We start from the raw sequence: 12,488 nt of genomic DNA on the forward strand, positions 1-12,488 counted from the left end.
CGGCGATCGCCGACAGCGTGGAGAAGGCGAACACCGGCAGCGCGCCCAGGGCTCGCGCCGACACGCCCACCATCAGGCCGATGGAGATCATCACCACCGCGTCGAGCAGGCGCACCGGCAGCCCCTGCACCATGGCTCCGATACGATCGAAGCTGGCGAAGGTGAGGCCGCGGAACCACCACAGGTGCATGAAGAGCGTGGTTCCACCCACCACCGCCACGGCGATGAGCTGCGGGCGCTCCACCAGCACCGCCGTGCCGAAGAGGATGCCCTGGATGTCATGGGCCTCCTGCGAGATGCGGTCGCCCACGAGGATGGCCGCGCCACCCGTGAGGGCGTAGGCAAGGCCCAGGACGCTCTCGCGGGTGAGCCGCATCCGCGTCGGGTCCATCATCAGCAGCACCGTGGACACCAGCGCCATGCCCGCCGCGCCGATGGTGGGCTCGATGGCGAAACCCAGGTGGATCTGCGCGAAGAAGGCGAGCGCCACGCCCAGGCCGGCCGATTGCGTCACCGCGGCGCTGACGAACACCATGCGCCGCAGCACCACGTACACGCTGAGGAACCCCAGCACGCACCCGGCGATGAGGGCACAGAGCATCGGGTCCCGGAACAGCTCGTAGGCGTCCCAGAACTGTGCCCAGGAGGAGGTCTCAACCGACTGTGGGTCCAAGCTGATTTCCATTGGGGGGATGGGCGCGAGGGTGGACAGGGCAGTAATCATCGCCGTACTTGTGTCGGAAGGCGGGGTGGCAGAAGACCGACTTCGCGTCGCCCAGCACGATCGCCGGGGCATCCTTGTCCACGAAGAGGATCAGATCGGAGAACTCGGCGGCGACTTCCAGGTCGTGGCTCACCACCACCACCGCGAGGCGCCGCGGCCCTCGCGTCAGCTCCGACAGCCGCTGCATGGTCTCGCGCTCGGCCACCGCGTCCATGGAGGCGGTGGGCTCGTCCAGCAGCACGAAGTCCGCCTCGGTGGCCAGCACCCGCGCCAGCAGGGCCCGCTGCTTCTGGCCCTCGGACAGGTCTCGATAGGGCCGGTTGGCGATGATGGTGGCTCCGGCGGACTCCAGCGCCGTCCTCACCACCTGCCGGTCCTGCTTCTTGGCGAAGGGCCAGAGGAAGTTCCACCCGCTCAGCCGCCCCCACTGCACCAGCTCGTGCGAGCGCACCGGCAGCAGCGCGTCGATGCCCGAGGTCTGCGGCACGTAGGCGCTCTTCACGCGCTCGCTGGTGCGCGCCACGCTGCCCGACACCGGAGGCAGCATGCCCAGCAGCGTCTTGAACCAGGTGCTCTTTCCCGAGCCGTTGCGGCCGATGACCGACAGGAAGGTGCCGCGGCGGATCTGAAGGTCGATGGCCGGCAGCATCTGCTTGCCGTTGTAGCCGACGACCAGCTCCTCGCAGCACAGCAACAGGTCATCCGTGTGCTCGTGCTTGTGGTGGACGTCGTGCGTATGCGGGTGGGGATGTGGATGCGAGTGCTTGTGCTTGTGAGGGTGCTGATGGTCATCCACGGGTCACCTCCGCTTCAGGCGAGAAACGCGCCAGTTGCTCCAGCACCGCCTTGAGTGCCTCGGCGTTGTCCGACCTGCTGATGTTCACGACGCCAGTCGTGTCCTTCACGTTATCCCAGTCCACGGTATCGAAGAGCCCGGCCGTCAGCACCAGGTTCAGGGCTACCTTCGCTTCCGGCGGGGTCGCTCGATCCGAGGGCAGCTCCACCTCGCCGTCGAGCACCGCCACTGGCGCGTCGGCGTCGTCCGCGCCCGGTTTGAGGTCCAGCACGAAGCGGCGCTCGCTCGCGATGCGCGGGGGCACGCGCCCATCACGCACGATGCCCTCGATGCGCAGCGTCTCGACGCCCCAGCGGCCCTGGGACACCTGGGTCTGGGGCAGCGCGCAGTCCGGCTGGCAGCCCAGGGGGCGCGTCTCGGGGGCCAGCAGGTTGAGCGGCTCGTCCACGGGGAGCGTCACCACCGTGCGCGAGCCGCCGCCTCCGCCCAGCTCCGCGGCGATCTGCTCGTAGGGGATGAGCGCCCCGTCGTCGCGGTGGCAGTGGCCGCCGTGGCACAGCGAGTAGCCCGGAGGAGGGTTGGCGGGATCGAAGCTCCCGCTGGGGCCGCTGGCGGTGGCGAGCAGCTCGATGCCGGACAGCCGCATCGCCGCCGAGTCCAGCCGCACCTGGTAGTCCGAGCTCAGCTTCTGGTAGCCGTCACCCGCGTTGCGCGCGGGCAGCGCCTCGTAGGCGACGCGCACGGTGGGCTCCACCACCGCGAAGCCCTGGCCGGCCTCCCACGCGCAGCCGCCGAGCGTGAGGCAGAAGAGGAAGAGCAACTGGCGTCGCATGGTTCAGGTCCCCTGGCCCTTCAGGCCGTTCTCCAGGCGCTGCACCAGCTCGTCCATGCGCTGGATGTACGTCTGTCCACCGCGCACGTTGGTCCCCGCGGGCATGACGACGAGGGGGGCGGGCATCTTGCTCGAGACGAGCCGAGCGGTGGTGTTCGGGTAGTAGTCCTCCTGAAGCACCATGCGCGCCTTGCGCTGGCGCCCCTGTCCCAGCACCTGCGCCACGTGGGCGGGGTTGGGCGGGATGCCGGGCTTGGGTTCCAGGTAGGCGATGGTCTCGAAGCCCAGCCAGTCCGCCAGGTACGCCGTCGTCCGGTGGTAGGCCACCACGGGCACGCCCTTGAGCCCGGCGAGGCGCTGCTCCCAGCCGGCGCGCGCCTTCTCCACCTCGGCGGTGAACTTCGCCAGGTTGGCGCGGTAGGTGTCCGCGTTCTTCGCATCCAACGTGGCCATGCGCTCGGTGATGCCCTGGGCCACCCTCACCACGTTGCGCGGGTCGTAGAGGAAGTGCGGGTTGCCACCGGGGTGGACATCCCCCTGGCTGCGGTCCACGGAGACGGGGGGAATCTCCAGCGGGCGGATGAACTGGGACACCTCCATGTAGCCCTGGCCACCGGAGACGATGCGCGGGTTGCGCGCGCCGTTCTGGAGCGTGGGCAGCCAGCCGATCTCCAACTGGAGGCCGATGGCCAGCAGCAGGTCCGCCCGGTTGAGCTCCAGGGCGAGGTTGGGCTTGGCGTCCACGAAGTGCGGGTCCTGCGTGGGCAGCGCCAGCGGGATGACCTGTGCCTTGTCGCCGCCTATGGTCTTGGCGATCGCGGCGAGGTCCGGCACCGTGGCCACCACCCGCAGGTCGGCGTGCGCGGGCAAGGAGAGGAGGCAGAGGAGGGCGGCGCTCAAGGCCGCGAGGAATCGGAAGGGGCTCATCGAAGACTCCGGAGCAAGAGGGTTGTCAGAAGGCATGGGCGCCGTGAGCGCCCATCACCACTTCGAGTGCGAGGAAGGCCGAGTAGTCCGGGCGGTCTCGCCAGCCGACGAGGTCGGTGGCGCCCTGGAGGCGCAGGCGGGAGAACTCGGTGGGATAGAAGGAGACGTTGGCGGAGATGCGCTGGCGGTTGGCGGTCCACTCGGGGTCGAGCGGATCCTCGGCGAGGCGACCGGCCAGGGTGCGAGCCGGCGTGCCCAGCTCGTAGCGGGCGGCGGTGCCCCAGCGTTGGGCGAAGCGCCAGGAGAGCTGGCCGTAGCCGTTGACGTCCCACAGCACGTCCCCGGGGATTTGGCGGCGGCGGTAGAGGACCTCGGCCTGGAGGGCCACCGTGGTGAAGCTGCCTCCGCGCAGCGGCCGGTACTTCAGGTACACGTCCGTGCCGAAGACGTCCGTGCGGTTGCGGTAGCCGGTGGGGTTGGGGCCGTTGGCGCCCGACAGGCCCCACAGCAGCGACAGGTCATCCGACAGCTCGAAGAACTGCTTCACCGCTCCGGTGAACTGGAAGTCCAGGGGCGAGGTGACGCCGCCGGTGTCGGTGCCGAGGAAGCTGCGCGCGGTGCTTCCTCCGCTGGCGTCGGTGGCCGAGCCGACGAGTTCCACGTACCAGGGCAGCGGGGTGAGCCAGGAGCCCTCCACGCCCAGCCCGCGGTTGCCCTCGGCACCGAAGACGCGGCCGATGGCGAAGGGCTGGTCCACGAACTCCCAGGCGTGCAGGTGGGTGGGGTTGATGCGGCCGAAGCGGGTGAGGAACTGGCCGGCGCGCAGCTGGAGATTGGCGGGCAGGCTCGTGGTGGTGGCGTAGGCCTCCTCGATCTCCACGCCGAACTGGCTGAAGACGATGTTGCTGTCGAAGCGGAAGTACGGATCCACCACCGCGTTCACCGACAGCTCCAACTGCTGGAGGGTGAAGCCACTGCCGCCGGGATCATGCCCACCCGTCTGGAGCGGCTCCTTCGAGGTGAAGGCGGCGAGCGCCGTGTCCAGGACGAAGGAGAGGTTGAGCCACGAGAAGCCGATGTTCGTCGGGCTGATCGTCAGCCCGCCGGAAGCGGATGTACTGGTGGCCCCCGCGGGCGCGGACGTGGTGCCGCCCTGGGCGCTCGCGGCCGCGGCATCCGCTCCGAGCGCTTCCTCGAGGTCCTTCAGATCCTCGGCGGACAGCTCCTCGGGTGGGGCCTCCCCGGAGGGTGTGCCGGCGTCAGTGGGAGTGCCCGCGTCGGGCGACGACTGGGCCCACGCGGACAGGGAGAGACAGAACGAGAGGGAGACGACGAGGCCGGCGAGCCGGCGCACTGTGGAAGACACGGTTGGAGACTCCTCGAACCAGACGTCGGACGTGCCGCGTGGGCGGACGTCGACCCAGGACTTCGCTTCGACGGCGCTAGACGCGCGCTGGAGGCGAGGCTTTGGGAGCGGTGTCGAGGACGGAGAGGGAGTGCAGCGGCCGGGGCGGCGCGGTGGCCGGACGGCTCACCGCGAGGCAGGCCTGGACGACGGGCCGGGCGGTGGGGCCCACCAGCTCCTCGCGGCCGCTGGCGGGGATGACGGTGCACTCCTCGTGGCGCGGCGACCCCATGGGGGCGGGCGGGAGCTTCTCCACCGTCCCCCCGTCCCACACCTTCGTGGCGCGCGCCAGGGCTCCGCCCGTCGAGGCCTCCTCGAAGGCGCGGTGCGTCGGGCAATAGCGGTGCACGTGCTCCCGCGTGTGCGCGATGGCCAGCAACGGCTGGGCAACCCACAGCACCACGAGCAGCGTGGCGGCGAGGCGTCCAACGGCGATGTGGGCTGGATGTCGCATTAGCGGAAGGACGGCAATCGTGTTGCTCTACTGATCCCCTACCGAGGTGTCAAGGGAGCGACGCAGGTGTCCCTCGCCGCATTCAACCGGGGAGGGGAGGCTGGCCGCGGTGCGTTGAGGAGCGACGGATGGACGGACAAGCCGACGAGAGCTTCATTCCCGTGGCACGCCTGGGGGACCTCGACGAGCGGGGGAGGGTGGTGGTGCGGGTCGGAGGGGAGTCGGTCGCGCTCGTCCGGGTGGAGGGGCGGCTGCATGCCCTTCAGGAGGCCTGTCCGCACCGGGGAGGGCCGCTGTCGGAGGGGGACCAGGACGGGTGCCTCCTCTATTGCCCCCTGCATGCCTGGGCCTTCGACGTCCGCACGGGCACCAGCCCGACACATCCCGGCGCCCGGGTGCGCATCTACCAGGTACGCGTCATCGGGGACGAGATTCAGGTGTCGGCTTCGGGTAGGTTGCCCACCCCCTGAAGTACGCGAGGGACTCAAGGAGCTCCGTCTGTGGGAAACCCCCGAGTACCGCGAGGCGTGAAGCCGGACCGGGCGGCCATGGCCGCCGCCATTCAGGACTTCCTGCGCGCCGCGGGCCTGCCGCTGAAGAGTGATCCCAACCTGGCGGGCACGCCGGAGCGGGTGGCCGAGGCCTGGGCGGGGGAGTTCCTCGATGGCTACGGACGCACCCCGGAGGAGGCGCTGGGGGAGACGTTCCCGGCCCCTCCGAATTCCTCCGGGGAACTGGTGGTGGTGACGGACCTGCGTTTCCAGTCCATGTGCCCGCACCACCTGTTGCCCTTCGAGGGCCGGGCGCACGTGGCCTATATGCCGACGAAGCGGGTGGTGGGCTTCGGTCGGTTGGGCGCGCTGGTGGACTGCTTCGCGCACCGGCTCATCCTCCAGGAGGACCTGGCGCGCGAGGTGGCCTCGTCGCTGGCACGGGTGCTGAAGAGCCCCGCCGCCGCCTGCATCATCGAGGCGGAGCAGGCGTGTCTGCGCATCCGGGGAGATCGGCAGCGCGACGCCCGCACCCACGCGGAGGCCTATGAGGGCCGGCTGCGAAAGGACGGACCCCTGCGCCGCGAGCTGTGGGCGCGGCTGGGCACCTTGAGACGTTGAGTGGAGATGTTCGGATGACCCTGCCCGCCGAGCGGACCTTCCCCCGACCCCCTGCCGCTCTGCTGGAGCGCGCCCATACCGCGCTGGTGGAGGTGCTCTCGCCCGGACAGGTGCGCCGCGATGACTCCACCCTCCAGAACTACTCCAAGGACGAGTCCGACTCGGGCGTGTACCCGCCGGACATGGTGGTGTTCCCCGAGAGCACCGAGCAGGTGGCCGCCGTCTTCCGGACATGCCAGTCGCTCGGCGTGCCCTTCACGCCCTGCGGGGCGCGCAGCGGCAAGAGTGGTGGCTCGCTCGCCCTGCGAGGGGGCGTGGCGGTGAGCCTGGAGCGCATGAACCGCATCCTCTCCGTGTCCGCGGAGGACCTGACGGCCGTGGTGCAGCCGGGTGTCATCACGGGCGATCTGATGAAGGCCGCGGAGGAGAAGGGCCTCTTCTATCCGCCGGACCCGAACTCGTGGGAGTTCTGCACCATGGGGGGCAACGTGGCGGAGAACGCCGGAGGCCCCCAGGCCCTCAAGTACGGAGTTACCCGCGACTATGTCATCGGCCTGGAGTGGGTGACGCCCACCGGCGAGGTGCTCCGCGTGGGCCGCCGGACCATCAAGGGCGTGGCCGGCTATGACCTGGTGGGCCTCTTCGTGGGCTCCGAGGGCACGCTCGGGGTGGCCACGGAGATCACCGTCCAGCTCATCCCCAGGCCCCGGTACGTGAAGACGGCGCTCGTCGTCTTCGACTCGGTGCACACCGCGGCGCGTGCCATCACCTCCGTGCTGGCCGCCGGCATCCTCCCGCGCACCCTGGAGCTCATCGACGACGTGGCCCTCGAGGCCGTGAACGGTCGGGGCTTCAACTTCCCACCCGGTGCGGGCTCGGCCGTCATCGCCGAGGTGGACGGCAACATGGAGGAGGGCCTGTTCGCCGAGCTGACCTGGCTGGGGGAGATCTGCGAGCAGCACGGCGCGAAGGAGGTCCTCGTGGCCCAGGACGAGTCCCAGCGCGAGAAGCTCTGGGCGGCCCGCCGGGGGGTCTCCCGGGCTTTGCGCACCCTGCGACCGCACAAGATTTCCGAGGACATCGCGGTTCCCCGGTCCCGCATTCCCGACATCATCCTGGCGCTCAAGAACATGGGCCAGGAACTCGGGTTGCCGGTGGCCACATATGGTCATGCCGGGGACGGCAACCTACATGCCAACATCCTCTATGAGGGCCCGCACCAGCGCGCCCTGGTGGAGACGGCCATCCGGCGCATGCTGGAAATCACCGTTTCGATGGGCGGCACCATCACGGGCGAGCATGGGGTGGGCCACGCCAAGCGGGAATATCTGGCGTTGGAGCAACCCGAGGCGGTGCTGGACCTCCAGCGCCGTTTGAAGGCCTTCTTCGATCCTTCAGGAATGCTCAACCCCGATAAAATCTTTCCCGCGCCCAAGTGTTCTTAGACCTACGCGGATGTGCGCTCTCCCGCGAGGCGAGAGGTCATTTCCCACCCGGTGCCGGGGCTGTGACGTGGCTGTGACACCCCCGGGCCCGCTTGTTGACAGGGTAAGCGGGAGAAATACCCGGAAACGGAAATGAGAAACCCAATGCCTCGTTGTGCGTCCTAGAGATAAGTGGACGCGGACCTGGGGGCGAGCGCGTCCGAGACACGGCAACGGAGGACGCGAAAAATGGCGACCAGGACGATGAAGTTTGGAGGCGAGGGCCTGTCGCACTACCTGCGTCACCTCGGGGATCATTCGCAGCTGACCCGAGAGCAGGAGTACGAGTTGGCCCATCGCGCTCGCAAGGGTGATGAGGCGGCGCGACAGCTGCTCGCGAAGTCGAATCTCGCCTTCGTGGTAGCGGTGGCGAAGAAATTCTCCAACCGCGGTGCCCGTCTGGATGACCTCATCCAGGAAGGCAATGTGGGCCTGATGAAGGCGATCGAGCACTTCGATCCGAAGAAGAACGTGCGTTTCGCCACCTACGCGGTGTGGTGGATTCGCGCCTACATCACGCGCTACCTCAAGGACAACCGCAGCCAGGTCCGGGGCGGTGAGGCCGAGCGCGGCAGCATGACGGACTTCTCGCTCGATGCGAGCATCGACGAGGAAGGCGAGACGACCTTCCTGGATCGACTGGAGGACGGGGGCCCCTCGCCCCAGGAGACCTTCCTGTCGCGCGAGCAGACCACGGAAGTGCAGGAGGCCCTGGCCAAGGTGCGCAAGCGCATTGGCGACCTGGGCTGGGACATCCTCCAGGAGCGGCTCACGCAGGACAAGCCGCGCACGCTGGAGGAGCTGGGTCAGCGCTGGGGCGTCTCCCGCGAGCGCGTCCGGCAGGTGGAGCTCAAGACGAAGAACTTCCTCGAGCGCTACCTGGCGGCCTTCAATCAGGACGAGGAGCAGCAGGCCTCCTCGTCGGTGGACGCGGCCTGACCGCCAGGACAGGGTCCATGTCCATCACCCAACGAGGCGGTATCCGAGGTGCTTCGCGCACCACGGGTACCGCCTTTGTCGTCTGGTCGCTCGTATTGCTGGCGAGCAAAAGCGCATGGTAACACGCGGAGTATGCGCTCGATTTTACTCGCCCTTTTCGTGGTGTTGTCCCTTCCCGCCCTGGCCGCGACCCCGGAGGAGCTCTCCGCGTGGGACGCGCTGTATGCGAAACGGGGGGATTCCGCCGCCCTGAAGCAGCTGGATGAGGCCCTGGGTCAGGCGCTGAAGGCCACCCCCGAGGACTTCGAGGTGCTGTGGCGCGTGGCGCGCCTGCGGCAGTGGCAGGCCGACGGGTCCACGGACGCGAAGGTGAAGAAGAACCTGGGCAAGCAGTCGTGGGAGCTCGGAGACAAGGCCCGGAAGCTGTCGCCGGAGCGCGTCGAGGGCCACTTCTTCGCGGCCGCGGGGATTGGCCTCTACTCGCAGGCGGTGGGCATCCTCACGGCCCTCGGTGAGGGTCTGGAGGGCAAGTACAACGAGCGCCTGGATACCGCGCTGAAGATTGATGCGATGTACGAGCGCGGTGGGCCCCTGGTCCTCAAGGGGCGCTACTTCTACGAGCTGCCCTGGCCCAAGAGGGACCTGAAGAAGTCCGCCTCCTTCTTCCAGAAGGCGCTCGCCCGGCACCCCGAGCAGCTACGGGCCAGGCTGTACCTCGCTGAGACGTTGCTCGCCGATGGTGAGGAGAAGCAGGCGCACGAGACCATCCTCAAGGTTACCCAAGGAAGTGTGGGGTATGACCCGGCCGAGGGCCAGCGCGTCCAGGGGTGGGCGAAAAAGGTCCAGGCCGCCATTGAGGAGGAACTCAAATGAGGGCCGAGAACCAGATCGCAACTCCCGCTGTCGCCGCGCGGAACCTCGTCGAGTTGTTGCTTCAGCGAGCGCAGTCACCCGCGAAGGTGGCGGCGAGCTTGAAGACCGGCGGTCGCTGGGAAGACGTCCCCTGGGGTCGCATCCTGGAGGACGTGAAGGTGCTGTCCGCGGGGCTCATCTCCGAGGGCGTGAAGCCGGGGGACCGCGTGGCGATCTTCGCCGACACCAGCCTCCAGTGGGTGGTGTGCGATCTGGCCATCTCCGCCGCACAGGCGATCACCGTTCCCATCTACGCCTCCAACACGCCGGACGAGGCCCGCTACATCCTCAACCACTCCGAGGCGTCGTTCGTCTTCGTCGATCATGACGAGGCGACGCCCAAGCAGGCCGGGCGCGCCACCCGGCTCCGGCAGAAGCTCTCCGAGTGTCCTGGTGTGCGCCGCACGGTCCTCTTTGAGGGCTCGCCGGGCGGGGACGCGGAGCTAGCCCTCTCCGACCTGATGGCCCGGGGACGCCAGGCCCACGACGCCCAGCCGGGCGCCTTCGAGGAGCGGGTGCACGCGGTGAAGGCGGAGGACATCTGCTGCATCATCTACACCTCCGGCACGACGGGGGACCCCAAGGGCGTGCTCCTCTCCCATGGCAACTGGGCCTATGAGGCCAACGGGGCGAAGACGGTCGGACTGATGCTGCCCGCCGACTCGGTGATGATGTTCCTGCCCCTGGCGCACTCCTTCGGGCAGGTGGTGAAGGCGGCGTGGCTGTCCATGGGCTTCCGCATGGTGTTCGCCGAGTCCGCGGAGAAGCTGCTGTCCAACCTCATGGAGACGCACCCCACCATCCTCCCGGCGGTGCCGCGCGTCTTCGAGAAGGTCTACAACAACGTGGTGTCCAACGGCTCCTCCGCGCCCGGGCTGAAGGGCCGGATGTTCCGCTGGGCCTTCTCGCTCTTCGATGAGTACGTGGAGGCGAAGAACCAGGGCCGCGAGCCGCCCCACCTGGGCCTCGCGCTGGCACGCAAGCTGGTGTTCAGCAAGGTGCGCGCGACGCTCGACGAGAAGCTCGGCGGCCACATGCGCCTGTTCGTCTCCGGCGGCGCCCCCCTGTCCAAGAAGATCGCCCTCTTCTTCGACCTGCTCGGCTACAAGGTGCTGGAGGGCTACGGCCTCACCGAGACGTCGGCCGCCTCCTGCGTCAACCCGCCGGAGAGGATCAAGATCGGCACCGTGGGGCCGGCCCTGCCGGGCTCCCAGATCAAGATCGCCCCGGACGGGGAGATCCTCATCCACGGCCCGGGCGTGATGAAGGGCTACTACAAGAACGACACGGCCACCGCCGAGGTGCTCGAGCCCGATGGCTGGTTCCACAGCGGCGACATCGGCGAACTGGACGTGGACGGCTACGTCCGCATCACCGACCGCAAGAAGGACATCATCGTCACCGCTGGCGGCAAGAACGTGGCGCCGCAGAACATCGAGGGCACCCTCAAGACGTTCCCGCTCGTCAGCCAGGCCATGGTGTACGGCGACAAGCGCAAGTACCTGGTGGTGCTCGTCACGGTGTCGGAGGAGCCCGCCCGCAAGCTGCTGACGGAGAAGGGCGTGACGCCCGGCAACTACGCGGAGATCTGCCGGCGGCCGGAGATCCGCGCCGCGGTGCAGGAGATCCTCGACAAGGTGAACGCGGACCTGCCCTCCTACAGCACCCTCAAGCGCTTCGCGGTGATGGAGTCGGACTTCAGCCAGGAGTCGGGCGAGCTGACGCCGAGCCTCAAGGTGAAGCGCAAGCTCGTCAGCCAGAAGTTCAAGCAGGTGCTGGACGGTCTCTACGAGGGCGACCTCTCGGACTGAGGAGCGCCCGAGCGGCTGGTCGCTCCCGGAAACGACGACGCCCGGTCAGCCACTCCCCACGAGGGAAGGCCGATCGGGCGTGGCGCGAAGCCCAGCGGACGTCTCAGCCGTGGTGGCTGGTGCTGCGGGCGGTGGCGTCCTTCTCCACCGTGGAGCTGCTTGAGAGCGTCCCCGGATGCTTCTTCTCCTCCGCGGGAGACTCCTCGCCACCGAAGCCGCGCTTGAAGTTGCGGATGGCGCTGCCCAACGCGGAGCCGAGCTGCGGCAGGCGCGAGCCTCCAAACAGGAGGAGCAGCACCCCCATGATCATCAGAATCTCCGACATCTTCAGACCCATCGCGCACTCCTTGGCAAAGGCGCGGGCAGGATAGCCCCGGCGGGCACATGTCGCCAGCTTGACGATCGGGAGCCTCAGACCTGCAGGGTCGGCGAGGTAGCGAGCGCGATGGGGACTGTAAGATACAGAGTAACGCCCCCGGCGTCCGTGGAGACCCCGGCGGTCCCTCCGAGCGCCTCCACTTCCTGAAGCGCGAGGAACAGCCGCAGCGGATCCTCCAGCTTCTTCTCCCGGAAGGCGCGCTCCTCGCGCGAGAAGGTGAGGGCGGCTTCCTCCTGCGAGGGGGGCACGCCGTCGCGTCGCACCTCCACCCGCACGCTGTCGCCCTCCGGCCTGGCGCGCACGCGCAGCTGCTCTCCAGGTTGGGCATGCAGCAGATGGTGGCGGATGAAGGCCTCCACGGCGTGCTGCACCCGGCCTCCGTCCACGTCCACGTCGGGGAGGGGCCCGCCTGGCAGCTCCATGCTCAGTGCCACGCTCGCCGCGCCCGCGGCCTCCAGGTGGTGCTCCACCGCGTTGGCCAGCAGGGGCTCGAGCGCCTGCCGCTCCTTCTCGCACGCCAGCATCCCGAGGTCCGCCCGGCACGAGTCGAAGAAGTCCTGGGCGAAGGAGAGCGCCTTGTCCGTGTTCCTCAGGATGGTCTCCAACCCCCGCTTGGCCTTGGGCTCCAATGGGATGCGGCCATTGAGCAGCAGGGCGGCGTACGAGCGCACATTGGCCAGCGAGCCCCGCAGGTCATGCGAAGCCAGCCCCAG

14 protein-coding genes are annotated in these 12,488 nt (G+C 68.7%); 6 read left to right on the forward strand and 8 right to left on the reverse strand.

The window, feature by feature from the left end; translation table 11 throughout:
- From VF794_RS29765 to VF794_RS29790, 6 genes are all read right to left on the reverse strand, one after another.
- On the reverse strand, positions 1-673 hold a 673-nt coding region (locus VF794_RS29765), incomplete at its 3' end, for a metal ABC transporter permease (protein WP_414640981.1).
- The gene (locus VF794_RS29770) at positions 654-1,421 is read right to left on the reverse strand and encodes a metal ABC transporter ATP-binding protein (protein ID WP_331116267.1); all 768 of its coding nucleotides are present in this window, start codon (positions 1,419-1,421) and stop codon (positions 654-656) included. The genes VF794_RS29765 and VF794_RS29770, both read right to left, overlap by 20 nt.
- Before the next feature lie 91 nt (positions 1,422-1,512).
- Positions 1,513-2,352 (reverse strand): hypothetical protein, encoded by an 840-nt coding sequence (locus VF794_RS29775; RefSeq protein ID WP_331116244.1) that lies wholly within the window; start codon positions 2,350-2,352, stop codon positions 1,513-1,515.
- 3 nt (positions 2,353-2,355) lie between these two features.
- Positions 2,356-3,279, reverse strand: coding sequence for a metal ABC transporter substrate-binding protein (locus VF794_RS29780; protein ID WP_331116246.1), 924 nt, complete (start codon positions 3,277-3,279; stop codon positions 2,356-2,358).
- A 25-nt stretch (positions 3,280-3,304) separates the two neighbouring features.
- Complete coding sequence (locus VF794_RS29785; RefSeq protein WP_331116248.1) at positions 3,305-4,645, reverse strand: zinc-regulated TonB-dependent outer membrane receptor; 1,341 nt, start codon at positions 4,643-4,645, stop codon at positions 3,305-3,307.
- Positions 4,646-4,721: 76 nt separating this feature from the next.
- Positions 4,722-5,138, reverse strand: coding sequence for a hypothetical protein (locus VF794_RS29790; RefSeq protein ID WP_331116250.1), 417 nt, complete (start codon positions 5,136-5,138; stop codon positions 4,722-4,724).
- Positions 5,139-5,266: 128 nt separating this feature from the next.
- Between VF794_RS29790 and VF794_RS29795 the strand changes: the two genes are divergently transcribed.
- The 6 genes from VF794_RS29795 to VF794_RS29820 all read left to right on the forward strand — a co-directional run bounded on the left by VF794_RS29795 (position 5,267) and on the right by VF794_RS29820 (position 11,396).
- Positions 5,267-5,608: a Rieske (2Fe-2S) protein gene (locus tag VF794_RS29795; RefSeq protein WP_331116252.1), complete on the forward strand. Its 342-nt coding sequence runs from the start codon at positions 5,267-5,269 to the stop codon at positions 5,606-5,608.
- Positions 5,609-5,686: 78 nt separating this feature from the next.
- Positions 5,687-6,250 (forward strand): GTP cyclohydrolase I, encoded by a 564-nt coding sequence (folE, locus tag VF794_RS29800; protein WP_331116269.1) that lies wholly within the window; start codon positions 5,687-5,689, stop codon positions 6,248-6,250.
- Positions 6,251-6,264: 14 nt separating this feature from the next.
- Positions 6,265-7,695, forward strand: coding sequence for an FAD-binding oxidoreductase (locus VF794_RS29805; protein ID WP_331116254.1), 1,431 nt, complete (start codon positions 6,265-6,267; stop codon positions 7,693-7,695).
- Between the two features lie 228 nt (positions 7,696-7,923).
- A complete protein-coding gene (locus VF794_RS29810; protein WP_331116256.1) occupies positions 7,924-8,673 on the forward strand; it encodes a sigma-70 family RNA polymerase sigma factor in 750 nt (249 codons plus the stop codon).
- Positions 8,674-8,805: 132 nt separating this feature from the next.
- Positions 8,806-9,546 (forward strand): tetratricopeptide repeat protein, encoded by a 741-nt coding sequence (locus VF794_RS29815; protein WP_331116258.1) that lies wholly within the window; start codon positions 8,806-8,808, stop codon positions 9,544-9,546.
- The gene (locus VF794_RS29820; RefSeq protein ID WP_331116259.1) at positions 9,543-11,396 is read left to right on the forward strand and encodes a long-chain fatty acid--CoA ligase; all 1,854 of its coding nucleotides are present in this window, start codon (positions 9,543-9,545) and stop codon (positions 11,394-11,396) included. The genes VF794_RS29815 and VF794_RS29820 overlap by 4 nt, the downstream gene beginning before the upstream one ends.
- 103 nt (positions 11,397-11,499) lie before the next feature.
- On the opposite strand, the gene VF794_RS29825 is transcribed toward VF794_RS29820, so the two are convergent.
- Positions 11,500-11,733, reverse strand: a complete 234-nt coding sequence (locus tag VF794_RS29825) for a Sec-independent protein translocase subunit TatA/TatB (RefSeq protein WP_331116261.1) — start codon at positions 11,731-11,733, stop codon at positions 11,500-11,502.
- Positions 11,734-11,807: 74 nt separating this feature from the next.
- Positions 11,808-12,488: HAMP domain-containing sensor histidine kinase (locus VF794_RS29830; protein WP_331116263.1), on the reverse strand; the 681-nt coding region annotated here is incomplete at its 5' end.

It is taken from the genome of Archangium sp. (assembly GCF_036389735.1).
Classification (GTDB): domain Bacteria; phylum Myxococcota; class Myxococcia; order Myxococcales; family Myxococcaceae; genus Archangium.

Bases quoted from the DNA above. Each gene is read 5' to 3' on its own strand.
- VF794_RS29775 (WP_331116244.1), bottom strand. From the start codon at position 2,352: ATGCGACGCCAGTTGCTCTTCCTCTTCTGCCTCACGCTCGGCGGCTGC.
- VF794_RS29815 (WP_331116258.1), top strand. From the start codon at position 8,806: ATGCGCTCGATTTTACTCGCCCTTTTCGTGGTGTTGTCCCTTCCCGCC.
- VF794_RS29810 (WP_331116256.1), top strand. From the start codon at position 7,924: ATGGCGACCAGGACGATGAAGTTTGGAGGCGAGGGCCTGTCGCACTAC.
- VF794_RS29805 (WP_331116254.1), top strand. From the start codon at position 6,265: ATGACCCTGCCCGCCGAGCGGACCTTCCCCCGACCCCCTGCCGCTCTG.
- VF794_RS29780 (WP_331116246.1), bottom strand. From the start codon at position 3,279: ATGAGCCCCTTCCGATTCCTCGCGGCCTTGAGCGCCGCCCTCCTCTGC.
- VF794_RS29790 (WP_331116250.1), bottom strand. From the start codon at position 5,138: ATGCGACATCCAGCCCACATCGCCGTTGGACGCCTCGCCGCCACGCTG.
- folE (WP_331116269.1), top strand. From the start codon at position 5,687: ATGGCCGCCGCCATTCAGGACTTCCTGCGCGCCGCGGGCCTGCCGCTG.
- VF794_RS29820 (WP_331116259.1), top strand. From the start codon at position 9,543: ATGAGGGCCGAGAACCAGATCGCAACTCCCGCTGTCGCCGCGCGGAAC.
- VF794_RS29795 (WP_331116252.1), top strand. From the start codon at position 5,267: ATGGACGGACAAGCCGACGAGAGCTTCATTCCCGTGGCACGCCTGGGG.
- VF794_RS29825 (WP_331116261.1), bottom strand. From the start codon at position 11,733: ATGGGTCTGAAGATGTCGGAGATTCTGATGATCATGGGGGTGCTGCTC.